Source organism: Ruegeria sp. HKCCD7255 (assembly GCF_013031565.1).
GTDB lineage: Bacteria > Pseudomonadota > Alphaproteobacteria > Rhodobacterales > Rhodobacteraceae > Ruegeria.
Window position 1 is genome coordinate 243,479 of sequence record NZ_WQAG01000002.1, and the last position, 23,469, is coordinate 266,947.

The window sequence follows — 23,469 nt, forward strand, 5'->3', positions numbered from 1 at the left end:
CTTCTGCCAAGGCTGTCCCTTTGGGCGCGTGGTCAAGGCCGTGTTTTGCCCTGATCCGCACGGCCTTTGTAAGCGCTAAGGGCGTAATGTTCGGTTAACACGCGATGGCATGTTTCTATTCACCGATCATTCCGACCAGGTGGCAATTGTGCGATCAGGAAAGGGTAAGGCGCTGTGTGATTTCAGACCAATCACAAGTGATGTGATGCGGATTTTATCACTCGGTTGTGTCTTTGGTGTTGACTTTTTGCAAGGTCAACCCGGCGCGCGCCTCGGTATGGGTGGCCTGCCAACTGACCGGCGGCAGGGCGCGGGCGCGGCGTCGGCTCAGGATCCAGCTTGGGGCTTTATCCTGATAGGTCGGGGCCATATGCCAGCGTGTCTCAACCCCTTGCGCGCCGCCCTCTTCGGGGGTCAGCACAAGCCCCAAAGGGGGGCGTGTCATCGTGCCCGCCTGTTCCGCGGCCAGATGCAGCCGCCGGATCGGGGTGAGGCCCGGCGCACCGGGTAGATCGGCGATGACCACGGGGGCGGCCCCACTGCGCAAGGCCTCTTCCATACACCACAGTAGATCCTCGGAGCGGGTGGGGCGGACCAGTAGAAACCGTGCAGGATCGGCAAAAGGCATCATCCCGATAGGGTTCAGGCGGCTGACCTCCCAGGCTGGGGATATCCACAGCACCGGCCCCTGCGCCTGACCAGCCAGCCATAGGGCAAAACTGCGCCGGGCCGGGCCGCAGGCTTCGTGTACGCGGCCCAGTTGCAGGGTGATTTGCGGATGAAGGTTGAGCCCCGGCGCAGCACGCGCGGGTTTGCGGCCCAAAAGCTGTGTCGACATGCAGTGACATTAGCATGTTCTTTATTTGTTCTCAATTGTGCTGATGCACAAATGCGCCCTAGCGCGACAAGGTCAGGCGCCCGTCCGAGAACTGGATGTTCGAGAACCGTTGCAGGTACTCCATCCCCAGCAGGGATTGATCCATCTGCCCTTCGTTGATCCAGGCCGAAACATTGGTATCGGTGATTGGGCCCAGCACCACGCTGTCCAGCCGCACGGGTGCAGTGCGGACCACTCCGTTTGCGGTCGACGCCCGGCCAAAATAGTTCTGCTGATCGGGGTCGATGCCAACGCGGACTGCGTCTTCGGCGCTCAGTACGATCTGGCTGGCACCGGTGTCTACCATGAAGGTAATCGGCTCACCATTGACCACGATGGGTAGATAGTAATGCCCGTCTCGCGCGCGCGGAACCTCGATCGAATTGTCTGTGACGGCCATCTGAGGCGCAGGGCCGACGGTGTTCTGGATGTCCTCCCACAGCCCATAGACGGCGACAACGCCAATAAAGATAAACACCCAGGCCATCGCCTGTTGCAGGGTCTTGTTCAACGACTGACGGTTTTGCGAGATGAACCAGGCCACGATTGCAGCACCCAGCAATCCCAAATAGGCCAAACGTGCAATATTGTCGCCATCCATGTCGTCACCTGAACCTTGTCTACCAAACCCAATATGGGGATTTACGATGCAAATCCAAAGGCCTTGAGGCCATCCAGGATGAATTGCACCGAAAGCGCGGCCAGCAACATGCCCAGAAGCCGGGTCAGCACATTCAGACCGGTTTTGCCCAGCAGTCGACCGATCAGCCCTCCCATAAGAAAGAACAGCAAGACCACTGTCATCACCGCCAGCATTACGGCGCAGGCAGCGGCTATGCCCTGTATCCCGGGGTTTTGCCCAGCCAGCAGAATGATCGTCGCAATCGAGCCGGGGCCTGCAATCAGTGGGATGGCCAGCGGGAAAACAGACGGATCAGGGTGGTCCTCTTCCTCGGCCCGGTTTTCGCGTCGCTTGGTGCGGCGTTCAAACAGCATGTCGAGCGCGGTCAGGAACAGCAATGCACCCCCCGCCACGCGGAAAGCAGGCATCGAGATGCCGACAAAACCCAGCACTGCCTCACCAAAGGCCGCAAAGGCGATCAGGATGCAGGCGGCGGTCAGACAGCTGCGGATCGCGATTTTGCGCCGGGTCGCCGCGTCCAGATCCTGGGTCAGCGCAACAAAGATCGGCGTGGTTCCAAACGGGTCGATCACCACGAACATTGTGGTAAAGGCGGTTATGAAAAAGGCGGCATCAATCATGGCGCGGCACTGCGTTGCAACTGGACAAGGACGCGTAGAGCGTCCTCTGCCTGATCCGCGGGGACGTATACGTGATCATGGTGAAACCCGGCGACCATGTTTGCAGGGATATTCGCCTGTGCCAGAGCGTTCGAAACGGCTGCGGTCAGCCCGACACCTTCCAGTGAGGAATGCACCTGCAAGGTGATGCACCGCATGGCAACAGCGCCCTCGGGCGCGGCGCTTAGCGGTACAATCAGCGACAGGCCTTCTTCTTCGACACAGCTGGCCCGGGTGCCGTCCGGCCAGGCCACACCGTCGGTCCATAGGACAAAGGCAAAGCTGCCGGGCTGCAGGGCGGGGCGCATGCCAGCGATCATGGCGCTTGTGTCTTTGACCGGCTGGCTCATGCGGTTTCGGCCGCCTCCAGGCGCTCGGCTGCGGCGACCCACAGCGCTTCGGCTTTTTGCATGGCTTCGACAACCTCGGCGAATTTGCGGTTCCAGGTCTCCAGATCATTGATCCGGTCGTCTTCATACAAGGCCGGGTCTGCCAGTTTGGCCGACAGCTTGTCATGCATATCGGTCAGCTTTTCGATCCGGTCCTCGCATTTGCGCAAATCAGCGCGCAGGGCCAGAACCGCATCACGCGACGGGCGCTTGGGTTTGGTTGCCTGCGGTTTAGTTTTAACGGGTTTGTCCCGCGCCAATAACAGAGCGCGATAGGCTTCCAGATCCTGTTCAAACGGCTTCACCGTTCCATCCGAGACCAGCCACAGCCGGTCTGCCACAAGCGACAGCAGATGCATGTCGTGGCTGACCAGAACCACCGCACCGGAATAGGCCGTCAGCGCTTCGACCAGCGCCTCGCGGCTTTCGATGTCGAGGTGGTTCGTCGGTTCGTCCAAGATCAGCATATGCGGCGCTTCAATGGTGGCCAGCAGCAGTGACAGACGTGCTTTCTGCCCACCAGACAGCCGCCCGACCTCGGTCTCGGCCTGATCCGCGTTCAGCCCGAAACCGGCCAGACGCGACCGCCATTTTCCCGGAGCCTCGTCCGGTCGTAACCGGCGCAGGTGGTCCAGGGGCGTTTCGTCCACGTAAAGCTCATCCACCTGATGCTGCGCGAAATAACCGATGCGCAGCTTGTTCGACCGGTTCATCTTGCCCGCCATCAAGGGCAGGCGGTCCGACAGCAGCTTGGACAAGGTCGATTTGCCCTGACCGTTTTTACCCAAAAGCGCGATCCGGTCATCCTGATCAATTCGCAGGTTCAGGCGGCGCAGCACCTCGGTCTCGCCATAGCCTGTTACGCCACCTTCGATCTGGATGATGGGCGGCGACAGTTCCTCGGGCTCGGGGAAGGAAAACGCGCGCAAGGCGGCCTCTTGTGGGGTTGAAACCAGTTGGATGCGTTGGATCATCTTCAGACGTGACTGGGCTTGCACGGCCTTTGACGCCTTGTATCGGAACCGATCTACAAAGCTTTGCAGATGCGCAATGCGGGCCTTGGCCTTGGCGTTTTCCGATTCCGCTTGTGCCAGACGCTCGGCCCGGAGTTCGGCGAATTTGTCATAGGGCACCGCGTAATAGCTCAGTTTTCGGTCTTCCAGATGCAGGATCGAGCCAACAGCCCGGTTTAACAGCCCGCGGTCGTGGCTGATGATGATGACCGTGTGGGGATATTTGGCCAGATAACTCTCCAGCCACAGCGCGCCTTCGAGATCCAGATAGTTGGTCGGTTCGTCCAGCAGTAGCAGATCGGGCTGAGAAAACAGCACCGCCGCCAGCGCAACCCGCATCCGCCACCCGCCCGAGAAATCGGAACAGGGGCGTAGTTGATCGGCATCGTCAAAGCCCAGCCCTTTGAGGATCGAGGCCGCGCGCGCCTCCGCCGACCAAGCGTCGATATCGGCCAGACGGGTCTGGATCTCGGCAATGCGGGCGGGGTCCTGGGCTGTCTCGGCCTCGGCCATCAACGCGCTGCGCTCGGTATCGGCGGCCAGAACGGTATTGATCAGCGAGACCTCAGACGAGGGCACCTCTTGCGCGACGCCACCAATCCGCGCGCGTCTGGGGATCGAGATCGAGCCCGATTCCAGCGCCAGCTCACCCCGGATCAGCCGGAACAGGGTGGTTTTCCCGGTGCCGTTGCGGCCCACTAGACCCACCTTGTGCCCATCTGGGATGGTTGCACTGGCAGCTTCAAAAAGCGGGCGGCCTTCAACCGCATAGGTGATGTTTTCGATCCGTAACATGAGGCGCTCATAGCAGAGCCGTGATGCCGCCGCCAGCGGCTTGGCATGGCCCTTGCCCGGGCAATGTGTTAGCGCGGTGTCGTTTGCATTTCAAAGACGGTAAAGACATGCGCGCGGCCAAGACGCCCCCACATTTGATCACGCTTATCTTTGCCACAGGGCTTTCCGTTCTGACGCTGAACATGTTCCTGCCGTCACTTGCGCATATGAGCCAAGATTTCGCGGTGGACTATGGTTTGGTGAATCTGGCCGTTGCCGGGTATCTGGCGGTCTCGGCTGTATTGCAATTGATATTGGGGCCTCTGTCGGACCGGTTCGGTCGCAGGCCTGTCTTGCTGATTTGCATGATGATCTTTGTGAGCGCATCCGTTGGCTGTGTGCTGGCCGAGTCGATCTGGCTGTTTCTCGGGTTCCGTTTGGTGCAGGCGGTTGTCGTGGCCGGGTCGGTTCTGTCCAGCGCGTCGATCCGGGACCGGTTTCCGCCAAACGAAGCCGCTAGCAAGCTGGGCTATATCGCGATGGCCATGGCGCTGGCCCCGATGTTGGGGCCAATGTTGGGCGGCGCACTGGACATGCTGTTCGGATGGCGCGCGGGGTTCGTTCTCTATGCGCTGCTGGGGGCAGGGGTGCTGACCCTGCTTTGGCTCGACATGGGTGAGACAAATATCAACCGTGCATCGACCTTTTCCGCGCAGATGCGAGAATACCCACACTTGTTTCGCGCCAGACGGTTTTGGGGCTATGCCCTGTGCGCTGCGTTTTCGATTGGCGGGTTCTTCAGCTTTATCACCGGCGCGCCTTTGGTTGCGGCGGCCTGGTTCGACCTGAGCCCCGCAATGCTGGGTCTTGGCATCGGCATCATCACCGGTGGGTTCATGGTGGGCAACTTTGTCACCGGCAAAATTGCCGCGCGCACGCGCCTGACCACGATGATCCTGATCGGGCGGATTGTCGCCTCGATCGGGCCGCTTTGCGGCTTGCTTCTGTTCCTGGCTGGGATGGGCTCGGTCTGGGTGTTCTTTGGATCCGCCATATGCGTCGGTTTCGGCAACGGGCTGACCAATGCCAATGCCTCGGCCGGGGTGATGTCGGTACGCCCAAAACTCGCAGGGAGCGCCGCCGGTCTTTCGGGTGCCATGGTTGTGGCATTGGGGGCGATCCTGACCTCGGTGACGGGGGCTTTTGTCAGCCCTGAAAACGGCCCATACTTGGTGCTTGGCATGATGTGCGGCTGCAGTTTTGCTGGCCTTCTGGCGGTGCTTTATGTGCGTCATGTCGACCGTGTGGACCCGTTGCCTGACGCGATCTGAGTGCAAAGGCATCATTCTACTTTTCTTGACGCACAGACCATGTTAGGCGGCGCGCGATGGATTTCGGCGCGGGTGGCGCGCCACATTGTAAGGAGAGGCCGACATGGCACTGGAACGCACATTCTCGATCATCAAACCCGATGCAACCCGCCGCAACCTGACCGGCAAGATCAACGCCAAGTTCGAAGAGGCCGGCCTGCGCATTGTCGCGCAAAAGCGCATCCACATGACCAAAGCGCAAGCGGGCAAGTTCTACGAAGTACATGCCGAGCGTCCGTTCTATGACGAGCTGTGCGAATTCATGTGCTCGGCCCCGGTTGTGGTTCAGGTTCTGGAAGGCGAAGGCGCCATTACCAAGAACCGCGAAGTCATGGGCGCAACCAACCCTGCAGACGCGGCCCCCGGCACCATCCGCGCCGAGTTTGCGGAATCGGTTGGCGAAAACTCGGTCCACGGTTCGGACGCACCTGAAACCGCTGCGGTTGAGATCGCCTATTTCTTCTCGGGCATCGAACTGGTCGGCTAAGCCACCGTTCAACTAAATTCAAAGCCGCGTCTCATCTCAGGCGCGGCTTTTTTGTGGGTCAAACCGATTTCAGGTCACCTGCTGTAACGCGCACGCCGACAGCATCCAGATCCGCGATCATCTGGCTTTCCGGTGCGCGGCTGGTATTGGCCTTGATTGCATCAAACCTTTGCCGCAGTGCTTTTTTCTCTTCGCCTTTGCAGTCGTTCCACGGACGTCCCTGGAGCCCCATGACAAGCACGTAGTAGCCGATGAAATGCGGCTTGGTTCCGGCCTGCAGCAGACGCGCATAAGCCGCGTCCGGGCCGATCTCGCGCAATTGCTCGGCCGAGTGAATGCCCGCACGCGCACAGGCCTGTTCGAAGGCCGGGCCTAGATTGCGGATCGAAGAGACTGGCTCGCTCATGCCTTTGTCTTAGCGATGCAGTCACCCCCTGTCACCCGGCAAAGTTGGTTCAGCGTGCGCTTGATCGGCAGCAGGTTTCGCTTGTGTCGAGACCTCAAGAGTGTTCCGATGACCTCAAGCTGTCAGTACTGGGGTGTGTGGGTGACAAAATGGTTGTGGAAAGAAAGACAGCAAAAACTGCCTCACGTACGAAGGGCAACGCGCTGAAAATTATGATAATTCGAGCTTTCGGAGATGGTAACTGCGTTCAGAGGAACGTCGAATTCTACGCGCATGATGAGCACGAAACATCGAAAAAAGGCTGGTCATGAAGAAGGGCGCGCCGTCGTTCTTTGTTCTGCCCGGCGGAGCGGTCGAACAGGCGCTTTCTGGAACCCTGACTGGGTTGGAGCTTATTGACCAGACGCTCGAGCGCAGATTTGTTCTTCTGGATTGCCACGATCAGTCCTTGCGTCGCTCAGGTCGGTTGTTGATCGAAACCGAAGGTCGCCTGCTTTTCTTTGACAACACCGGCCGGTCCTGCGCGCAAAATGCAAAAGGCCAGGGGCGGTTCGTTCAAGACTTGCCTGATGGTGAAGTGGCCCAAGCCTTGGTTGGGTTTCCACAGTTACGTGCGCTCATACCGATTACAGAAGGCCAAATGCGCCAGAGCGATTTCGTGTTGCGGGATGACCTGCAAAAAACCAGGCTGCGCGGCAAGGTTCTGACGCTGTCGACCGGTGAGCTTCAGGTTACGGCGCTCTATCTGCAAAGGCTCAAAGGAAATCACCGCGCGTTTGCAGAAACCCGAAACGCCCTGTTCGCGGATGCAGGTGCGGCCACAGGTGTCGAAGCATTATTTGATGCCCTTATGCCCGGACAGCTGCCATATATGGCGAAACCCGTGGTGGAATTGACTTGCAATGAACCAGCCGCGCAGGCCGCCACAGAGATCATCCGCACCTTTCTGAAGGTCGCCCGCGCCAACGAAACTGGTGTGATCGCTGATCTCGACACTGAATTTCTGCACGATTATCGCGTCGCGTTAAGGCGCATTCGTTCTGTGATCAGCCTGTTCAAAGGTGCTTACTCCGAAGCTCAGACCACTGAGCTAAAGACGTGTTTTTCTGATCTTATGGCCCCGACCGGTCGGTTGCGGGATTTGGATGTCTACCTGTTGGAAAAGGATTTGTTTTACAATCTTCTACCGATTTCTCTTCATGCAGGACTTGATGAGATGTTTTCCCGGTTTCAGGCCGAACGCAAGGCAGAGCTTACACGGCTTAGACGCAGGCTCCGTGGTGCCTCATACGCGAACCATATGGCGCATCTGGAACATTTATTCGAAGATGCAACACACCTTGAGCCTGGTCCAAATGCGGGTCTTGGGGCTTATGACTATGCTTGCGCGCTGATCTGGAAACGCTATCGAAAGCTGTGCAAACTGGCGCGCTCGATCACGCCCGAAACCCCGGATGCGCAGATCCACGAGCTGCGCATTCGTTGCAAGAAACTGCGTTACCTGATGGAGTTCTTCGCTCCGCTTTTCCACAAAAGTGCGTTCAAGACGATCATCAAGCCTTTGAAAAAACTTCAAGATAACCTGGGAAATTTCAATGACTGCTCGGTACAGCAAGTCAGCTTGCTGGCCTTTGCTGCGCAGCAGGATGACGTCCAGCTTAGCTTGGCCGCAGGTGGGTTGATCACTGTCTTGAACCAAAAGCAGCAGGCCGAACGCAACCGCATCATGGCGAACTTTCAACACTTTGACAGTGCTGAGATCCGCGATCTTTTCCGGTCCCTCTTTCATCACAAAAAGGGTTGAGGGCGAATTATGGCTGCTGGGTATAGCTTTTGGGTCGACGCGGACGGGGCCAAGTGGCCGCATCGCGGTCTGGCGCTCTGGTGGCAGATTCTCAAGGTGCTGGAAGCTGGGGAAAGTGTTGGTAAATGAGTACCGAGATCGAACGAAAGTTTCTTGTGCGTCCGCTGCCAGACCTGACCAAGGCAAGCAAAGCCGTTGTGCGTCAGGGTTATCTCACGGCACCCGAGGACTCTGCTGAACTGCGTTTGCGGCAAAAGAACGATCGCTTTTATCTGACCCTGAAAGGGCACGGCGGTCTGGTGCGCGTGGAGCGTGAGGCGGAAATCACTGCGGAACAGTTCGAGGTATTCTGGCCAGAAACCGAAGGTCGGCGTGTTGAAAAGCACCGGTTCACCGGCAGGTTGCCGAGCGGGCATATTTTTGAGTTGGACATTTTTCAGGGCGCCCTGTCTCCGCTGCGTCTCGTCGAGGTTGAATTTCCGTCAGAAGTTGCGGCGCGCGCCTTTAACCCGCCTGATTGGTTTGACACCGATGTGACGGAAGATCCGCGCTATCGCAACAAGACCTTGGCCAGCAAGGGCCTTCCGCGTTAGGGCGACTTGGCAAGCTGCAGCGTGGTTTCCAGGCCGGGGTCACAGTTGCGGGCGACGAATTTGCCGCCGTGCATACGGGCGATGGCCGAGACAAGGGCCAGGCCAAGCCCCGCGTTCCGCTCGGTCCGGGCCGGGTCCAGCGTGACAAAAGGCATATGCAGCCGGGGCAGGTCCTGTTCGGGTACGCCCGGCCCCTGATCGCGTACGCTGAGGCGGGCAAAGGCGCCATCCTCGGCGATCTCGATTGTGATCTGCGACCCGGCGGGTGAATAACGCATGGCGTTTTCCAGAAGGTTCGACAGCGCCTGCGACAGCAGCGGGCGGTGCCCCTGAATGGGCGCGGCTGTACCGGTGACCGCCAGCCGGATGCCCTGATCGGCGGCCACAGGTTCATAGAGCTCGACCGCATCCGCAACCAGTTGCAGCAGATTGACCGCTTCAAACTGCTCGCGGCCCAGCCCGGCCTCTGCCCGAGAGATTTCGGTCAACTGGCTAAGGACTCGCAAAAGATGGTCGATCTCGACCGAGGCACGGGCGGTGTCAACCTCGCGCTCTTCATCCGTTTTGCCCGGCTCACCCAGCGACGCAATCCGTTGCCGCAAGCGCGACAGTGGTGAACGTAAATCATGGGCGATTGAATTGGAGGTTGTACGTAGGTTGCTGATCAATTCTTCGATCCGGTCCAGCATGGTGTTCAGCGTTCCGGCGACCTGATCGAACTCGTCCCCGGTTCCACGCAGGTGCATCCTTTGGCTGAGATCACCCGAAACAATGGTCTCGGCTGTGTCGGCGATGTCCTTGAGACGCGAAAAGACCAAGCGGGTCAGCAACCACCCGGTCAGCAGGCTCAGCGCCAAGGCCGCCCCCAAGGCAAGAACCACCGAGCGCAGTAGCACCCGGTCAAACTGTTGCCGCGCCAAGGCGTCACGGCCCACCAGCAGCCGTTCGCCTCCGGTCAACCGGACCGAGGCGGCGGATATCGGCACCAGCTGATCGGTATCCAGTTTACGCAGTTGCAGCTCAACCCAGCCGCTGCCGGCCGATATGGTGTCGGGCCAGCGAAACAGGTTTCCAGCCAGCCGGTTGCCGTTTCTGTCGGCCAGAAGATACACCGCGTCGCGTTCAGAAGCGCTTGGCAGGCGGCGTTCGATCGCAGCCATCAACCCAAGAAGGCCACGGCGTTCATATTCATCGGCCAGACCGGTCAATTCTGCTGTCACGACCGAGCGGGTTTCGCCGGTAATGGTGCGGTTCGCGGTCACATAGGCCACCGCCAGAACAGTCGCTGTCAGCAAGGTGCTTAGCACCATGCTGGCCAGTACCAGCCTTGTGCGGGAATTCCTCAGCGACCTGCGCAGATCAGTCATCCGAAACCATATACCCCGCGCCGCGGACGGTTTCGATGATCGGGTCTTCGCCACCTTCATCCAATTGGCGGCGCAGTTTCGAGATATGGACGTCTACCACATTGGTATTGGGGTCAAAGTGATAATCCCAAACGCCTTCCAGCAGCATCGTGCGCGACACCACACGGTTCTTGCGACGCAGGAAATATTCCAGGATCTGGAATTCGCGCGGCGTCAAAGTGATCTCACGCTGCCCGCGCGTGACTTTCCGGGTCAGCAGATCCATTTCTAGATCGCGGCAGGTGAGAACCGCCGTTTCCTCGGATTCCTGTGGCCTGCGCAAAAGAGCCTCGATCCGGGCGTGCAATTCCTGGAATGAGAATGGCTTTACCAGATAATCATCCGCGCCCGAATGCAGACCCTTGACCCGTTCTTCAACCGCGCTCATCGCGGTCAGCATCAGAACGGGCGTTTTCAGACCCGCCGCGCGTAAGGATTTGATCAAGGATAACCCGTCCAAACCGGGCAGCATACGATCCAATACAATCGCGTCAAAGCCACCATCGGTCGCGTGATACAGCCCCTCGCGGCCGTCTACGGCGGTTTCGACCGCATAGCCTTCTTCGCTGAACCCCTTGGCAATGAAGTCGCGCGATTCAGCATCATCTTCGACAATCAACAGGCGTCTGCTCATGGGTGGGGTTCCTTTCACTCGTGATATAAACATAGTTATCCTTTGAAAAAAACAGCCGGGTGCCGCTGCGGCACCCGGCTGCCCCGGGGGACACGTGGACAATCCGTGCACCCGGGGTAGGCGCGCCAGATCTCCCCATCACGTGGCGCGCTCTGGGCGTGGGTCAGGCAATCTCGACGGCGACGAAAATCTGATTGCCGCCCCGATTGATCAGCATCAAGGCCGGGTCGGTCTTTTCGCTGTCCAAAGCCGTCTGCAGTGCGTCCGGCGTCAAAGTGTCCTGATTGCCGATCCGTACGATGACATCACCGCGTTGCAGGCCAGCTTTTGCAGCAGGGCTGTCAGGCTTCAGATTGGTTACCACCACTCCATCTACCGTTTCAGCCACACCCATCTCGGCACGCGCGGCTTCGGTCAACGGCGCCACCGTCACACCCAGAGCGCTATCAGCCAGTTTGTCCTCGGCCACGGCATTTGGGGCTGCCTCGGCCGATTGGTGTTTGCCGATGGTCAGGTTCAACCTTTCCTCCTGACCATTGCGCAACACTGTGATCGTGCTGTCGGTACCGACCTTGGTGGTCCCCACCAGGATTGGCAGATCACTGCTGGTGCCCACGGCTTCATCGTTGAACGAGACGATCACGTCACCTTGCTGCAGAATACCATCGGCGGGGCTGCCGGGAACCACATCCGAGACCAAAGCGCCCGAGGCCGTGTCGATCCCCATTGCGGCCGCCAGTTGCGGGCTGACATTTTGGATCGAAACGCCCAGCCATCCGCGGCTGACCTCGCCATCATCGCGCAGATCGGCTGCGATATAGTCGACGATGTTCGATGTCACCGCAAAGCCAAGTCCCACGGATCCTCCGCTGGGCGAATAGATGGCCGAGTTCACGCCAATCACTTCACCGTCCATGTTGAACAGCGGACCGCCCGAATTGCCTTTGTTAATGGCCGCGTCGGTCTGAATGAATTCGGCATAGGGCCCTTCGGAAATGTTGCGGCCCTTGGCCGAAACGATGCCAGTGGTCACGGTCGAACTCAGGCCAAACGGGTTGCCAATGGCCACCACGTCTTCACCGACGCGGATCTCATCGCTGTCGCCCAGCTTGACTGCAGGCAGAGTTTCACCCGCATCAATTTTCAAGATGGCGATGTCGGTCAGCGGGTCTGTACCCACGATCTCAGCCTCGAACTCGCGGTCGTCGTTCAGGCGCACGGTGACCGTGCTGGCATTGTCGACAACGTGGTGATTGGTGACGATATAGCCGTCCTGATCCAGCACGAAGCCAGATCCCAGGCCTTGACCCGGACCGCGGTCGGGCATGTTGAACCCTTCGGGTCCACCAAACCGCTTGAAGAACTCTCCAAACGGGTGGCCTTCGAAATTGAATTCCTGTCCTTGCGCCGGGGTGGGCGCGGTCTTTTGCTCGGCCAGAATGGTCACGACCGAAGGCTGTACGGTCTCGACCAGATCTGCCAGCGCCTCGTCAGCCAGGGCGGGGATCGCCGTGCTGGCCAGCAAGCTGGCACCGAGCGCACTGGCGCCTACCCATCCGGTTGTGCGCGGGAAAAGCAAAGAGGATTTGCGGATGCTCATAATGACTCCTGTTTCGTGTTTGGCGGTTGGGTCCGCACTTGCAGCAGGAGATGGCATCGCTTTGTTGGGGATTTCTGGAAAAATTGTTAAGAAATCTTAATTTCGCCAAATTTGTCAGGTCGCGCAGATGCTTTGAGCACGCTTCAGACCAGAATCACGATGAAAAGCGATGCTCGAATCGCCTAATTGTTGATCATTTGAGTGTCTATGCGGCAAAAACTTCCTTTTGGTGCGGGACTAGCAACAAAGAGACAACGATTCAGCGCGTCTCGAAAAAAATCAATTCAAGGTTGTGTTCGTTTTGGTGTTTCTCGGTGTCAAATTCAAATTACACAATTCAACCAAAGAAATAAGGAGCTGATCTTGATGCCTGATCAAGGGCAGGTGGCGTTTGATTTGGGTCCGCACAACTTTAACGGTAATAATCGAATATCCGTTGTTGCTCAAAAACCATCCGGAAGTCCTTAAAAAAATCGATTTAGAGCATTTTTGCATTGTCTGCGATGGTCGGATCAGTGACGATAGGGATGCCCAATCGAGGGGGGCCTTAGACACTAGGGGGTGTCGACGGCATTGTTAGTTACCCAGGGCGCTGAGCTGCTTGTTAACGAGGGGGTCTTGTTTAGGTTCGGCAGTGTTCGTTCGGAGAGCTGTGGCTGCTTTCTGACGGCGCTTTTGGAATAGGTGAAAGTGGTAGTCTTGCTTTGGGCGACGGCCCGGTCAGTTTTGACCGGGTCGTTTTAGTTTTGAACTAAGCCTAGCGATCCTCGCGCCAAGCGACCCAGTCTTCGGGTGTGTCCAGATCCAACGTGGCATGCCGTCCGGGCAGGGGTTCAAGGTGCAAGCGGTCTTTGTGGTGTTCCAGAACACTGCGCGCGCCTGTGTCACCCGTCAGGGTCAAAAGCTCGGGCAAAAGGTCTTGGTGGAAAACCACCGGATGACCCGGCGCACCGTGCTGGTCTGCGCCGCGCCAGATCAGCTTGTCGGGGTGGGTCTTTACGCAGTCGCAAATTCTTTGGATATCGGTGGCGGTCAGATCGGGCAGATCTGCCAGCAGGATCATCACAGCGGACGCGTCAGGACCTACATGCTCTAACGCGCCGCGCAGGCTGGCATTCATGCCCTCAGCCGCGTTGGGGATTTCGGCGGTCTGCACATCCAGCCCGTTCAGCGCGGCGTAACGTGGGTTCGGTTGCGGGGGCAGGGCGGCGATCACCGGCCCAACGGTCAAAGCTCGCTGTGCGGTTCGACGCAACAGAGGTATGCCATCGACCTGTTGCATCAGCTTGTCCTCACCACGCATGCGGCTGGAGCGCCCTGCCGCCAGAAGGATGATGGGAATTGAGGTCATACCCGGACCATGCCGCCAAGAGCGCGGGATGTCATCCCCGCATACGCGCGCCATCCGCATCAAACAACGGATCTGAGATCAACTTGGCCGGGCGCATCTGCCCCAATATCTCGATCTCGACCTTGGTGCCATCTACGGCGCGTTCGGTCGGAACAAAACCCATTGCGACCGACTTGCCGGTATAGTGAGAGTATCCACCCGAAGTGCAGAATCCAACGACTGCTCCGTCCAGCCAGATGGGTTCATATGCGTTCACATCTGCATCTACGGCGTCGACCTCAAAGGCGACCAGTTTGCGGGCTACTCCGTTGTCCCGCTCTGCTTCGGCCACTGCGCGCCCAATGAAGGGGGCATCTTTGCCGAAGGCGATAAAGCGATCCAACCCGGTTTCAGCGGATGTGTAATCGGGCGAAAACTCGCGCATCCAGGACCCAAAGAACTTGTCCAGGCGCAAGCTCATCATTGCGCGCATACCGAACGGGGTGAGGCCGAAGGGCTGGCCTGCTTGCCACAAGGTCCACCAGAGCTGACGTTGCGCCATCGGGTCGCAATAGATCTCATACCCCAGATCGCCAGTGTAGCTGACGCGCTGCACGATACAGTCGGTCATGCCCACCGTCATCCGGCGCACGTCCAGAAACTTGAAGTCACTCAGGTCACCCCGCGTGCAGGCTGCCAGAACGTCAGTTGCCTTGGGCCCAGCAATCTGAAACCCGTTCAGTCGGTCACTGATGTTTTCAACCTCGACCCCGTCCCGCAAGTTTTGCAGGAACCAGCGCATGTGAAACGCCTGACTGCCGTAGGAGGCGGTCAGCCGAAACTCGGTCTCTGACAGGCAAGAAACGGTGAAATCTCCGATAAGCTTGCCCTTATGCGACAGCATTGGTGTCAGCGACAGGCGACCGGGTTTGGGAATGCGTCCGGCCATGATGTGATCAAGCCACGCACGGGCCGCAGGGCCAGAGACCCGGTATTTTCCGAAATTATGGACCTCGTTGATGCCAACGCCGTCGCGCACAGCGCGCACCTCGCGCCCGGTGGCGTCAAAGGCATCCGAGCGGCGGAATGAGGGTGTTTCATATCCCGGCTCATCCCCTTGGGCGAAGTAGTTTGGCACCTCCAGCCCGTATTGCTGGCCCCAGACCGCGCCCATGTCGCCGAAAATGTCATACATCGGCGTGGTGCGGTTGGGCCGTGCGGCGGGAAGTTCTTCGTTCGGATAGGCGACGCTGAAGCGCTTTTGATAGTTTTCGATCACTTTAGGGCGCGTATAGCCGGGGCTGATCCAATCGCCAAACCGCGCCACATCCATGGCAAAGACATCGCGTTCCGGTTCGCCTTCGATCATCCACTGCGCCAGCGTCAAACCGACGCCGCCACCTTGGCTGAACCCGGCCATCACGCCGCAGGCGGACCAATAGTTGCGCACGCCTGGAACCGGACCAACCAGTGGGTTCCCGTCCGGCGCAAAGGTGAACGGCCCGTGGATCACCGATTTCACCCCGGCCTCGGCCAGTACAGGAAAGCGGCGATAGGCAAACTCGATACTGTCGGTGATTTTGTCATAGTCATCGGGCAGCAGTTCGTGTCCAAACTCCCAAGGAGTTCCATCAACCGCCCAGGGTTTGCAGGGCTGTTCGTAAAAGCCGATACACAGCCCGCGTCCTTCCTGCCGCAAATAGCTTTCACCGGCCGGGTCCATCACATGCGGATGCTCGCCGCCCGCGTCGATGATGGCCTCAATCTCGGGGATCGAGTCGGTGACCAGATATTGATGTTCCATCGGGTGCAGAGGGAAATAGATACCCGCCATAGCGCCCACTTCACGCGCCCAAAGACCACCGGCATTAACTACATGCTCGGCATGGATCGTGCCCTTGTTGGTAACCACATCCCATGTCCCATCGGGGCGCTGATTGGTTTCGTGGACCATGCAGTGGGTCTCGATTGAGGCACCACCCATCCGCGCGGCCTTGGCATAGGCATGCGTGGTGCCCGACGGATCCAGATGCCCGTCCAGCGGATCATAGAGCGCGCCCAGGATGCCATCGGTGTTGGTGATCGGGGCGATTTTCTTGATCTCATCGGGGCCAACGATCTCGGTTTCCAACCCCATGAACCGGTGCTTGGCCCGTTCGGCCAGCAGCATGTCGAACCGGTCCTGATTGTCGGCCAGCGTCACGCCCCCCACATGGTGCAGGCCGCAGGACATGCCGGTGATCTCTTCCAGTTCTTTGTAGAGACGAATGGTATAGCCTTGCAGCGCGGCCATGTTGGTGTCGCCATTGAGCGTATGAAACCCGCCCGCCGCGTGCCAGGTCGAGCCGCTGGTCAACTCGGACCGTTCCAGCAACATAACATCCGACCAACCCAGCTTGGTCAGGTGATAGAGGACCGAACAACCAACGACTCCACCGCCGATGACCGCCACGCGGGTTTGAAGTTTCATGCAACTCTCCGATATTGTTGGCGTCAGTCTGCGCGGCGGCGGTCAGAGCGCAAGACGAAAAACGACAAAACATGTCGTAGATCGCTGTGGGCGAATGGGGGCCACGAGCGGCACGGCAGGTAACTCCGGGCCGCGCATGGCTTGCCGCAGTTCAACTTGGCTTTACAAAGGACGGATTTTCAGCCCGGTGATCCGGTTGCCCTCGCGCGCGGTGACCTCGAACCGGAAGCCGTGGAACGAGAAAACCTGACCAATGATCGGGATCATCTGAGCTTCGTGAATGACCAGCCCCGCTAAAGTATTTGCTTCGTCGTCGGGCAAAGACCAGTCCATCGCGCGGTTGATATCCCGAATGGTCATGGCGCCCTCGGCCAAGAACTGTCCGTCTTCGGTGCGGGTGATGGGCAGGTCTTCGTCGATATCGAATTCGTCGGCGATCTCACCCACGATCTCTTCCAGAATATCCTCAAGCGTGATCAGGCCCCGTAGCGAGCCATATTCGTCGACCACCAGCGCGAAATGGCTGTGCATTCGCAGGAATTCACGCATCTGATCGTCAAGCGTGGTCGTTTCCGGTACGAAATAGGGATCGTTGGCGACCTTGGCGATGTCAAAGCCGGTGAGACGATCGGTATTGCCGTCACTGCCACCAACCTGCGCATACATGGCGCGGAACAAGTCCTTGGCGTGAACGACACCCACGATGTTTTCCGGCTCGTCCCGAAACACGGGCAGGCGTGTATGTGGGCTTTCCAGACACTGTTTCAGGATTGCCTCGGGCGCGGCGTCGGCATCGATCATCTCGATATTCGAGCGGTGCAGCATGATTTCTTCGACCGCACGATCGCCAAGATCCAAAGCACCCAGGATACGGTCGCGGTCTTCCTTTTCGACAACGCCTTCGGAATGGCCCAGTTGCAGAGCACCCGCAATTTCTTCGCGCACGGCCAGAATGTTGCTATCGGGGTCGATCTGAACGCCAAACAGGCGAAGCACGCCGCGAACCAACAGCCGCACAGCGGCAACGATGGGTGAAAAGACAGTGACCACCACGCTGATAATCGGGGCCACCGCTGCGGCGGCTTTTTCCGAATTGGTGATGGCATAGGTCTTGGGCAGAACCTCGGCAAAGATCAACACCAGCAGGGTCATCACCAGCGTCGCAAGCGCCACGCCGCTTTCACCGAACAACCGGGTGAATAAGGCCGTGGCCAGCGAGGCCGCCAGAATGTTCACGAGGTTATTGCCCAGAAGGACCGAGCCGATCAGACGTTCATTATCGTCGGTGATTTCCAGCGCTTTCTTTGCCCCGCGCGAACCTTTGTCGGCCTGGGCGCGCAATTTCCCGCGAGATGAAGCTGTCAGCGCGGTTTCCGATCCCGAGAAAAAGCCGGACAGAAAAAGCAAAAGCAAGATAGCGCCTGAGGTAAACCAGAATGCGCCGTCGATCAGAGAGGATGTGGGTTCCATCGGTCCTTGGTTGTTGGTGTTTCTGCATCCGTTATGGGGATGCGTCCCCCTTGGATCAAGGGGTTAGCCCTTGTCGTCTGGGTCTTTCGCCAGCGGGTGATGTTCCAAAACCAGTTCCGCCAGCCGTTCGTCCAGAACATGCGTGTAAATCTCGGTCGTGGCGACATCTGCATGTCCCAACAGGGTCTGGATCGAACGCAAATCCGCACCATTGGCCAGAAGATGCGTAGCAAAGGCGTGGCGCAGGGTATGTGGGGTGACCTTTTCTGCTGGTACACCACCGCTGATGGCCAGTTCCTTGACCAGCAGAAAAAACCTGTGCCGGGTCAGATGCCCTGACTTGCCACGGGAGGGAAATAGAAACCGAGACCGCTGCTTGCCTTTCGCAACGGCTTCGTCTTCAGCCTCATCCCGGGCGCGCAGCCACTCAGCCAGTGCATCCCGCGCGGGTGGCGACAGAGGCACCATCCGCTCCTTGCCGCCTTTGCCCAAGACAAGCAACATGTGCGGATCACCCCGCGCAGACGAGACCGGCAGCGAAACCAGTTCGGTCACGCGCATTCCGGTGGCATAGAGCAGTTCCATCAAGCAGGTGTTGCGGACTCGATCAGCGGGGCTGCGTCCGGTTTGGCGAGCGGCGTCCAGCAATTTGTCGACCTCGGCCACATCCAGCGTTTTGGGCAAGCGTTTCTGGCGACCAGGCCCTTTGATCTGGATCGCGGGGTTGGTGTCGCGCCAGCCTTCCTCAAAGGCAAAGCGATAGATCTGTTTGATCGCCGACAAACGCCGCGCCCGCGTTGATTGCGACAAACCCTGAGTGTCGCAATCGATCAGATAACCTTCAATCTGGTCGCGGTCGGCTTTGGCAAAGCCGGAGCCATGTTTATCCAACCAGTCGGCAAAGTCTTTCAGGTCTCGACCATAAGCCAGAAGCGTGTTGGTCGCGGCCCCAAGCTCGGCGGCCTGGGCCTCAAGAAAGGTCGAAATCCATTGATGCTGTGCGGCCGGTGCTGCCATGGTCAGGCCCCGCCCAGGATCAGAACCTGAAGAGAGGCGCGGCGCGCGATGTCTTCGAGCCCAACGCGGTGGAAGGTGGCAATTGCAGCGGTGAGGTCAACCAGATTGCCCCGCGCTCCATGGCCAAACAGCATCATGGCTTCCAAAATGGCTTCGCCAAGTTGGTCATTGCTCAGCATGGCGTCGATGTCGGACGGTATTGGCGCAGACCAGGCAAAGCCTTCGGCGATGGCGTCCGCCATGGGCGAGGGGGAAGGCGCACGGCCCGGCGCGCCCTGCGCCAATGCCGCCAGGAACGGGTTCGATGTGGGGCCAGAGGGTGCGACCTTAGCGGCGTCCTCGTAAAGCTCTGACAGCAAAAGAACGCGCCACCTCAAGTTTTCCACATCGCGGTCGTCCAATCGGTATGCGCTCAGACGCTGGGCGAATAGCTCGGCAAAGGGTACCTGTAGACCAACCCGGCTGAGTTGTTCCCAAACCTCGGGCAAGGCCTGCTCGATGGCTTGCGTATCACCCGATTGCAGCGCTTTCTCGAACCGTTGGACGGCAGCAACGCGATCCCAAACCGCGCCCGAGGCCGCGGGGGACCGGTCGGTATAAAGCCCCAGCAGGCGATTGGGTGTCAGCGCGCCGATCCGGGTCAGTCGCTCGGCGGCTTCGATCTGTGCTTTCCATCCTGCGACATCCCTCAAATCCGCGTTTGCAAAGGCGCGCGGCAACGGGGCCGAGGGCAGACGTTCTCCAATCGCCTCAAACAGGCGGAAAGTCAGCGGATCCGGATCTTCAGGTTGTGGCAGATAACCGGCCTCTTCGAACAATTCAGGGCTGAGAAACCGATCCAGCAAGTCCAGTTCCTCTGCTGGCAGAAGCTCAAGCGCATGCGCGGCCTCAAGTGTCAGCGCTGCCGATGGCCAATCGCCACGCCTGGCTTTGCAAAAGATCTGCGCGGCATAGTCCCGCGACAGCCCGGGTTGCGCGATCAGGGCCGAGCAGCTGCGATCTTCGTCCCCGGTCAGAAGCGTGGCATCGAACCAGCGTTGAAACCTGTCCAAACTATCGGTCGGTCCAGCCAGTTGAACCAGCGATTGCGCCGGATCGGCCGCACCCAATTGCATCAAGCGATCCAGCCGCGCCAACAGCAGCTTATCTGGGCTGTCGCTGTTCGATGGAGGGCGTGCCTCGGTCAATAACAGCGTGAACAGCAACCGTTGCATAGCCGGATGCTCGCGTACGCGGACGCGCTGCAACAGCTCGGCCAGCCGTTCCGCGTCACTATTCTGCCAAAGATTTATGGGCAGCCCGGTGACCGAAGATGATACCAGCCCCACGGGGGGTGAAAGCGTTTCCAGTGGCACGACCTCGATCGAAGGCTGCCCACCTTCTAGCGCGACAGGCGGTTCTAACAACACTGTGCCGGGCAGGTTCTCGGGCTGGGCGGTCAGCCAGTCAATCGCCGAAAGCGGTTGCTGTGCCTGCGCCGGTCCGGCCAAAACAATCGCCAGCAAGGCAGGTTTAATCTGCATCCAGGGTGACCGGCTCTCGTATTTCAGTTTGCGGCGCTGAAAAGTCGACACCGAAAAAGGGGCCGACATAGGCATAGCCCACCAGCCCGATGAACCCCAGACATATGACGTAGAGCAGAAATTTTAACAAACGGCCCATTGTTCGACGCTGCCTCTATTTTTGGTTTTGACCAAGTTATAACTGGCATTTTCCTCAAGATCACGTCATTCACGATGAAATGAGCGAATTTAAGCATAATACGTCCAGTGTCGAGTTGGCGCCGTCTTATAGCCTACACAAAACCGTTGTTTTGGTGGGCATGATGGGGGCCGGTAAGACCGCTGTGGGGCGCGCTTTGGCGGCTCGGTTGGGCGTTCCGTTTCTTGACAGCGATGCCGAGATCGAATCGGCGGCGAATATGACCATACCCGAGATCTTTGCGCGGGACGGAGAGGCCTTTTTTCGTGCCAAGGAAAGCCAGGTGATTGGCCGTTTGCTGAGCGAAAAGAAGGGCATTCTGTCCACCGGTGGCGGCGCTTTCCTGACGGAAAAGAACCGAAATATGATCACCGAGCGTGGCGTGTCCGTCTGGTTGCGCGCGGATCTGGAGGTATTGTGGAACAGGGTGCGCCACAAGGATACGCGCCCATTGCTGCGTACTGAAAACCCCTATGCCACCCTGCGTGCGCTGTACGAGGCCCGCGTGCCGATTTATGAGCAGGCCGATCTGATCGCCGAATCTGACGGAGATACGGCCATCGAAGACATGGTTGACCGGGTCCTGAGATCTCTGCTTACGCGCCCGGACGTATTGGAACGAACCTAAATGCATCAAACCGTACATGTAGACCTGGGCGCGCGCTCTTATGACGTTAAGATCGGCCCGGACCTTCTGGCTCAGGCCGGTACCCGGATCGCGCCCTTGCTGCCGCGCCCGCGAGTTGCTGTGTTGACGGATGAAACTGTCGCAAGCCTGCATCTGGAGGCGCTGCGCGACGGCTTGGCCTCAGCCGGTATCGAGATGAACTCTTTGGCTTTGCCAGCGGGGGAAAATACCAAAAGCTGGCCACATTTCGAACGCGCGGTCGAATGGTTGCTGGCCGAAAAGATCGAGCGCCGCGACGTGGTTGTCGCTTTTGGCGGCGGTGTCATCGGCGATCTGGCGGGTTTTGCCGCGGCAGTGTTGCGGCGCGGTGTGCGTTTTGTACAGATCCCGACCTCTCTGCTGGCGCAGGTCGACAGTTCGGTCGGTGGCAAGACAGGGATCAATGCGCCGCAAGGTAAGAACCTGATCGGCGCATTCCATCAACCGTCGCTGGTGTTGGCGGACACTTCGGTTCTGGGCACACTTACAGCCCGCGATTTTCTGGCGGGCTATGGCGAAGTGGTGAAATACGGGCTGCTGGGCGATTCCGATTTCTTTGAGTGGCTCGAACGAAACGGCCCCGCGCTCTCGGCCGGAGATATGGCCACACGTGTTCAGGCAGTCACACGCTCTGTCCAGATGAAGGCCGACATCGTTGCTCGGGATGAGACCGAACAGGGCGACCGCGCGCTTTTGAACCTGGGGCACACATTCTGTCATGCGCTTGAGGCCGCGACCGGGTATTCTGACCGGCTGCTGCATGGTGAAGGCGTGGCGGTGGGCTGTGCGCTGGCCTTTGAGCTTTCGGCGCAGCTTGGCCTGTGTTCGCAGGAAGACCCAAGCCGCGTCCGGGCGCATCTGAAGACCATGGGTATGAAGACCGACCTGGCCGATATCCCCGGCGATCTTCCGGGTGCCGAGGCGCTTGTTGACCTGATGGCGCAGGACAAAAAGGTGATCGATGGGCAGTTGCGCTTTATCCTGGCACGCGGGATTGGGCAGGCATTTGTGACAGCGGATGTACCCCGCGAGACGGTTCTGAAAGTTCTCGAAGACGCCTTGGCTGTGCGCTGAGGATCCTCTCTAACGCCCTTGGATCACCATGAACTCGCCGATGTTTTCGAGGGTGATATAGCCGACCATATGCCCGGCTTTGGTGCACACAGCGATGGCCGCAGCACCCCTGTGCAGCTTGTCCAATACTGTGTCGAGTTCTATTGTTAATGCGACCCTCGGGATGTCGGTCTCCATGATCGACGTCGCCGGGGCCGACCGTGGGCTTTCCTCCGCCAGCGCGGCAAACAGGCGGTTGCGGGTGACGAACCCCAACAGGTCTCCGTTGTGATCCAGAACCGGAAATTCGTGCTGTGTGGTGTGGATGACTGCCTGGGCAGCTGTTGTCAAAGTGTCTTCGGGGGTCAGCGCATGATAGCTGCTGATCATCGCGTCACGGGCCATGACACGGCGGGCGATGGTCCGCATGGCGACATCCTGGCTTTCGGAACCTGCTGCGATAAAGACAAAAACGGCGATCAGGACCAAAACCGGATTAGCCGTTGTCAGACCCAGAAAACCCAAGCCGACGGCCACCATCTGACCACCAAAAGCGGCGATGCGCGTGGCTTTCACACGGTCCATCTTCAGGCATAACAGCGCGCGAAACACCCGCCCGCCATCCATCGGAAAGGCCGGGATCAGGTTGAACAGCGCGAGGACCAGATTGACATAGGCCAGCCGGTTCAACAAAGCGACATGGGGCTGGTCGATCTGGGACAGGGTATCGGGCTGCATGCGCGCGCCCAGCACAATCAATACAAGCCAGATGGCAACGTTCACGGCAGGGCCGGCCAGCGCCACCAGAACCTCTTGTACGGGCTTTTCCGGCAATCGTTCCAAACGGGCCAGGCCGCCAATAGGCAGAAGCGTGATGTCAGGGGTGCGGATACCGTATCTGCGCGCCATCAGCGCATGGCCAAATTCATGCGCTACAACGCAAGCGAACAAGGCCAGTACAAAAATCAGATTATTGATTGTCGCCGATATCCCACCGCTGGAATAAGCAGCGAAACCAACCCAGGCCAGCAGCAGAAAGAAAGTGACATGGACCCTCAGCTCTGAGCCGAGCACGCGGCCGAGTGAGAAGGACCATGCCATTGATC

22 protein-coding genes are annotated in these 23,469 nt (G+C 58.9%); 6 read left to right on the forward strand and 16 right to left on the reverse strand.

What is annotated here, in order from left to right; all coding sequences use genetic code 11:
• Positions 1-217: 217 nt before the first annotated feature.
• Genes GOX45_RS04920 through GOX45_RS04940 form a run of 5 tightly spaced genes read right to left on the reverse strand, consistent with a single transcriptional unit; the run spans position 218 to position 4,376 of the window.
• Positions 218-838: an ImuA family protein gene (locus tag GOX45_RS04920; RefSeq protein WP_171098586.1), complete on the reverse strand. Its 621-nt coding sequence runs from the start codon at positions 836-838 to the stop codon at positions 218-220.
• A gap of 58 nt (positions 839-896) precedes the next feature.
• The gene (locus tag GOX45_RS04925; protein WP_171098588.1) at positions 897-1,478 is read right to left on the reverse strand and encodes a TIGR02281 family clan AA aspartic protease; all 582 of its coding nucleotides are present in this window, start codon (positions 1,476-1,478) and stop codon (positions 897-899) included.
• Between the two features lie 41 nt (positions 1,479-1,519).
• Entirely contained in the window at positions 1,520-2,140 is a 621-nt protein-coding gene (locus tag GOX45_RS04930) for a MarC family protein (protein WP_171098590.1), read from the reverse strand.
• Positions 2,137-2,529 (reverse strand): ACT domain-containing protein, encoded by a 393-nt coding sequence (locus tag GOX45_RS04935; RefSeq protein ID WP_171098591.1) that lies wholly within the window; start codon positions 2,527-2,529, stop codon positions 2,137-2,139. Before GOX45_RS04935 ends, GOX45_RS04930 begins: the two co-directional genes overlap by 4 nt.
• Positions 2,526-4,376 carry an ABC-F family ATP-binding cassette domain-containing protein gene (locus GOX45_RS04940; RefSeq protein WP_171098593.1) on the reverse strand — a complete coding sequence of 617 codons (1,851 nt, stop codon included), beginning with the start codon at positions 4,374-4,376 and terminating at the stop codon, positions 2,526-2,528. Before GOX45_RS04940 ends, GOX45_RS04935 begins: the two co-directional genes overlap by 4 nt.
• A gap of 107 nt (positions 4,377-4,483) precedes the next feature.
• On the opposite strand from GOX45_RS04940, the gene GOX45_RS04945 reads away from it, so the two are divergent.
• Both GOX45_RS04945 and ndk read left to right on the forward strand, forming a co-directional pair.
• The gene (locus tag GOX45_RS04945; protein WP_171098595.1) at positions 4,484-5,686 is read left to right on the forward strand and encodes a multidrug effflux MFS transporter; all 1,203 of its coding nucleotides are present in this window, start codon (positions 4,484-4,486) and stop codon (positions 5,684-5,686) included.
• A gap of 103 nt (positions 5,687-5,789) precedes the next feature.
• Positions 5,790-6,212: a nucleoside-diphosphate kinase gene (gene ndk / locus GOX45_RS04950; protein WP_171098598.1), complete on the forward strand. Its 423-nt coding sequence runs from the start codon at positions 5,790-5,792 to the stop codon at positions 6,210-6,212.
• A 58-nt stretch (positions 6,213-6,270) separates the two neighbouring features.
• Here ndk and GOX45_RS04955 read toward each other — a convergent pair whose 3' ends face one another.
• A complete protein-coding gene (locus GOX45_RS04955; RefSeq protein ID WP_171098600.1) occupies positions 6,271-6,618 on the reverse strand; it encodes a TfoX/Sxy family protein in 348 nt (115 codons plus the stop codon).
• A 307-nt stretch (positions 6,619-6,925) separates the two neighbouring features.
• Between GOX45_RS04955 and GOX45_RS04960 the strand changes: the two genes are divergently transcribed.
• Complete coding sequence (locus GOX45_RS04960) at positions 6,926-8,422, forward strand: CHAD domain-containing protein (protein WP_171098602.1); 1,497 nt, start codon at positions 6,926-6,928, stop codon at positions 8,420-8,422.
• A gap of 125 nt (positions 8,423-8,547) precedes the next feature.
• A complete protein-coding gene (locus GOX45_RS04965; protein ID WP_171098604.1) occupies positions 8,548-9,015 on the forward strand; it encodes a CYTH domain-containing protein in 468 nt (155 codons plus the stop codon).
• Here the strand turns inward: GOX45_RS04965 and GOX45_RS04970 are convergent.
• The 9 genes from GOX45_RS04970 to GOX45_RS05010 all read right to left on the reverse strand — a co-directional run bounded on the left by GOX45_RS04970 (position 9,012) and on the right by GOX45_RS05010 (position 20,604).
• A complete protein-coding gene (locus tag GOX45_RS04970; protein WP_171098606.1) occupies positions 9,012-10,382 on the reverse strand; it encodes an ATP-binding protein in 1,371 nt (456 codons plus the stop codon). The two genes, GOX45_RS04965 and GOX45_RS04970, sit on opposite strands and share 4 nt — an antisense overlap.
• Positions 10,375-11,055, reverse strand: coding sequence for a response regulator transcription factor (locus GOX45_RS04975; RefSeq protein WP_171098608.1), 681 nt, complete (start codon positions 11,053-11,055; stop codon positions 10,375-10,377). The genes GOX45_RS04970 and GOX45_RS04975 overlap by 8 nt, the downstream gene beginning before the upstream one ends.
• Before the next feature lie 163 nt (positions 11,056-11,218).
• Entirely contained in the window at positions 11,219-12,655 is a 1,437-nt protein-coding gene (locus tag GOX45_RS04980) for a DegQ family serine endoprotease (protein ID WP_171098610.1), read from the reverse strand.
• Positions 12,656-13,412: 757 nt separating this feature from the next.
• Positions 13,413-14,006, reverse strand: coding sequence for an NTP transferase domain-containing protein (locus GOX45_RS04985; protein WP_171098612.1), 594 nt, complete (start codon positions 14,004-14,006; stop codon positions 13,413-13,415).
• 31 nt (positions 14,007-14,037) lie between these two features.
• A complete protein-coding gene (locus GOX45_RS04990) occupies positions 14,038-16,455 on the reverse strand; it encodes an FAD-dependent oxidoreductase (protein ID WP_171098613.1) in 2,418 nt (805 codons plus the stop codon).
• A 162-nt stretch (positions 16,456-16,617) separates the two neighbouring features.
• Entirely contained in the window at positions 16,618-17,925 is a 1,308-nt protein-coding gene (locus tag GOX45_RS04995) for an HlyC/CorC family transporter (RefSeq protein ID WP_171098616.1), read from the reverse strand.
• Positions 17,926-17,988: 63 nt separating this feature from the next.
• On the reverse strand, positions 17,989-18,942 hold the full coding sequence (locus GOX45_RS05000; protein ID WP_171098617.1) for a tyrosine recombinase: 954 nt from the start codon (positions 18,940-18,942) through the stop codon (positions 17,989-17,991).
• Positions 18,943-18,944: 2 nt separating this feature from the next.
• Positions 18,945-20,465 carry a hypothetical protein gene (locus GOX45_RS05005; protein WP_171098619.1) on the reverse strand — a complete coding sequence of 507 codons (1,521 nt, stop codon included), beginning with the start codon at positions 20,463-20,465 and terminating at the stop codon, positions 18,945-18,947.
• A complete protein-coding gene (locus GOX45_RS05010; RefSeq protein ID WP_171098621.1) occupies positions 20,455-20,604 on the reverse strand; it encodes a hypothetical protein in 150 nt (49 codons plus the stop codon). The genes GOX45_RS05005 and GOX45_RS05010 overlap by 11 nt, the downstream gene beginning before the upstream one ends.
• A gap of 79 nt (positions 20,605-20,683) precedes the next feature.
• Here GOX45_RS05010 and GOX45_RS05015 point away from each other — a divergent pair, with 79 nt between their 5' ends.
• Together GOX45_RS05015 and aroB are read left to right on the forward strand one after the other, a co-directional pair.
• Positions 20,684-21,271, forward strand: coding sequence for a shikimate kinase (locus GOX45_RS05015; RefSeq protein ID WP_171098623.1), 588 nt, complete (start codon positions 20,684-20,686; stop codon positions 21,269-21,271).
• Positions 21,272-22,384, forward strand: coding sequence for a 3-dehydroquinate synthase (gene aroB, locus GOX45_RS05020; protein WP_171098625.1), 1,113 nt, complete (start codon positions 21,272-21,274; stop codon positions 22,382-22,384).
• 9 nt (positions 22,385-22,393) lie between these two features.
• Here the strand turns inward: aroB and GOX45_RS05025 are convergent, their stop codons facing one another.
• Positions 22,394-23,464 (reverse strand): site-2 protease family protein, encoded by a 1,071-nt coding sequence (locus GOX45_RS05025; RefSeq protein ID WP_171098627.1) that lies wholly within the window; start codon positions 23,462-23,464, stop codon positions 22,394-22,396.
• Between the last annotated feature and the right edge of the window lie 5 nt (positions 23,465-23,469).

Bases quoted from the DNA above. Each gene is read 5' to 3' on its own strand.
- GOX45_RS04920 (WP_171098586.1), bottom strand. From the start codon at position 838: ATGTCGACACAGCTTTTGGGCCGCAAACCCGCGCGTGCTGCGCCGGGG.
- GOX45_RS04925 (WP_171098588.1), bottom strand. From the start codon at position 1,478: ATGGATGGCGACAATATTGCACGTTTGGCCTATTTGGGATTGCTGGGT.
- GOX45_RS04930 (WP_171098590.1), bottom strand. From the start codon at position 2,140: ATGATTGATGCCGCCTTTTTCATAACCGCCTTTACCACAATGTTCGTG.
- GOX45_RS04935 (WP_171098591.1), bottom strand. From the start codon at position 2,529: ATGAGCCAGCCGGTCAAAGACACAAGCGCCATGATCGCTGGCATGCGC.
- GOX45_RS04940 (WP_171098593.1), bottom strand. From the start codon at position 4,376: ATGTTACGGATCGAAAACATCACCTATGCGGTTGAAGGCCGCCCGCTT.
- GOX45_RS04945 (WP_171098595.1), top strand. From the start codon at position 4,484: ATGCGCGCGGCCAAGACGCCCCCACATTTGATCACGCTTATCTTTGCC.
- ndk (WP_171098598.1), top strand. From the start codon at position 5,790: ATGGCACTGGAACGCACATTCTCGATCATCAAACCCGATGCAACCCGC.
- GOX45_RS04955 (WP_171098600.1), bottom strand. From the start codon at position 6,618: ATGAGCGAGCCAGTCTCTTCGATCCGCAATCTAGGCCCGGCCTTCGAA.
- GOX45_RS04960 (WP_171098602.1), top strand. From the start codon at position 6,926: ATGAAGAAGGGCGCGCCGTCGTTCTTTGTTCTGCCCGGCGGAGCGGTC.
- GOX45_RS04965 (WP_171098604.1), top strand. From the start codon at position 8,548: ATGAGTACCGAGATCGAACGAAAGTTTCTTGTGCGTCCGCTGCCAGAC.
- GOX45_RS04970 (WP_171098606.1), bottom strand. From the start codon at position 10,382: ATGACTGATCTGCGCAGGTCGCTGAGGAATTCCCGCACAAGGCTGGTA.
- GOX45_RS04975 (WP_171098608.1), bottom strand. From the start codon at position 11,055: ATGAGCAGACGCCTGTTGATTGTCGAAGATGATGCTGAATCGCGCGAC.
- GOX45_RS04980 (WP_171098610.1), bottom strand. From the start codon at position 12,655: ATGAGCATCCGCAAATCCTCTTTGCTTTTCCCGCGCACAACCGGATGG.
- GOX45_RS04985 (WP_171098612.1), bottom strand. From the start codon at position 14,006: ATGACCTCAATTCCCATCATCCTTCTGGCGGCAGGGCGCTCCAGCCGC.
- GOX45_RS04990 (WP_171098613.1), bottom strand. From the start codon at position 16,455: ATGAAACTTCAAACCCGCGTGGCGGTCATCGGCGGTGGAGTCGTTGGT.
- GOX45_RS04995 (WP_171098616.1), bottom strand. From the start codon at position 17,925: ATGGAACCCACATCCTCTCTGATCGACGGCGCATTCTGGTTTACCTCA.
- GOX45_RS05000 (WP_171098617.1), bottom strand. From the start codon at position 18,942: ATGGCAGCACCGGCCGCACAGCATCAATGGATTTCGACCTTTCTTGAG.
- GOX45_RS05005 (WP_171098619.1), bottom strand. From the start codon at position 20,465: ATGCAGATTAAACCTGCCTTGCTGGCGATTGTTTTGGCCGGACCGGCG.
- GOX45_RS05010 (WP_171098621.1), bottom strand. From the start codon at position 20,604: ATGGGCCGTTTGTTAAAATTTCTGCTCTACGTCATATGTCTGGGGTTC.
- GOX45_RS05015 (WP_171098623.1), top strand. From the start codon at position 20,684: ATGAGCGAATTTAAGCATAATACGTCCAGTGTCGAGTTGGCGCCGTCT.
- aroB (WP_171098625.1), top strand. From the start codon at position 21,272: ATGCATCAAACCGTACATGTAGACCTGGGCGCGCGCTCTTATGACGTT.
- GOX45_RS05025 (WP_171098627.1), bottom strand. From the start codon at position 23,464: ATGGCATGGTCCTTCTCACTCGGCCGCGTGCTCGGCTCAGAGCTGAGG.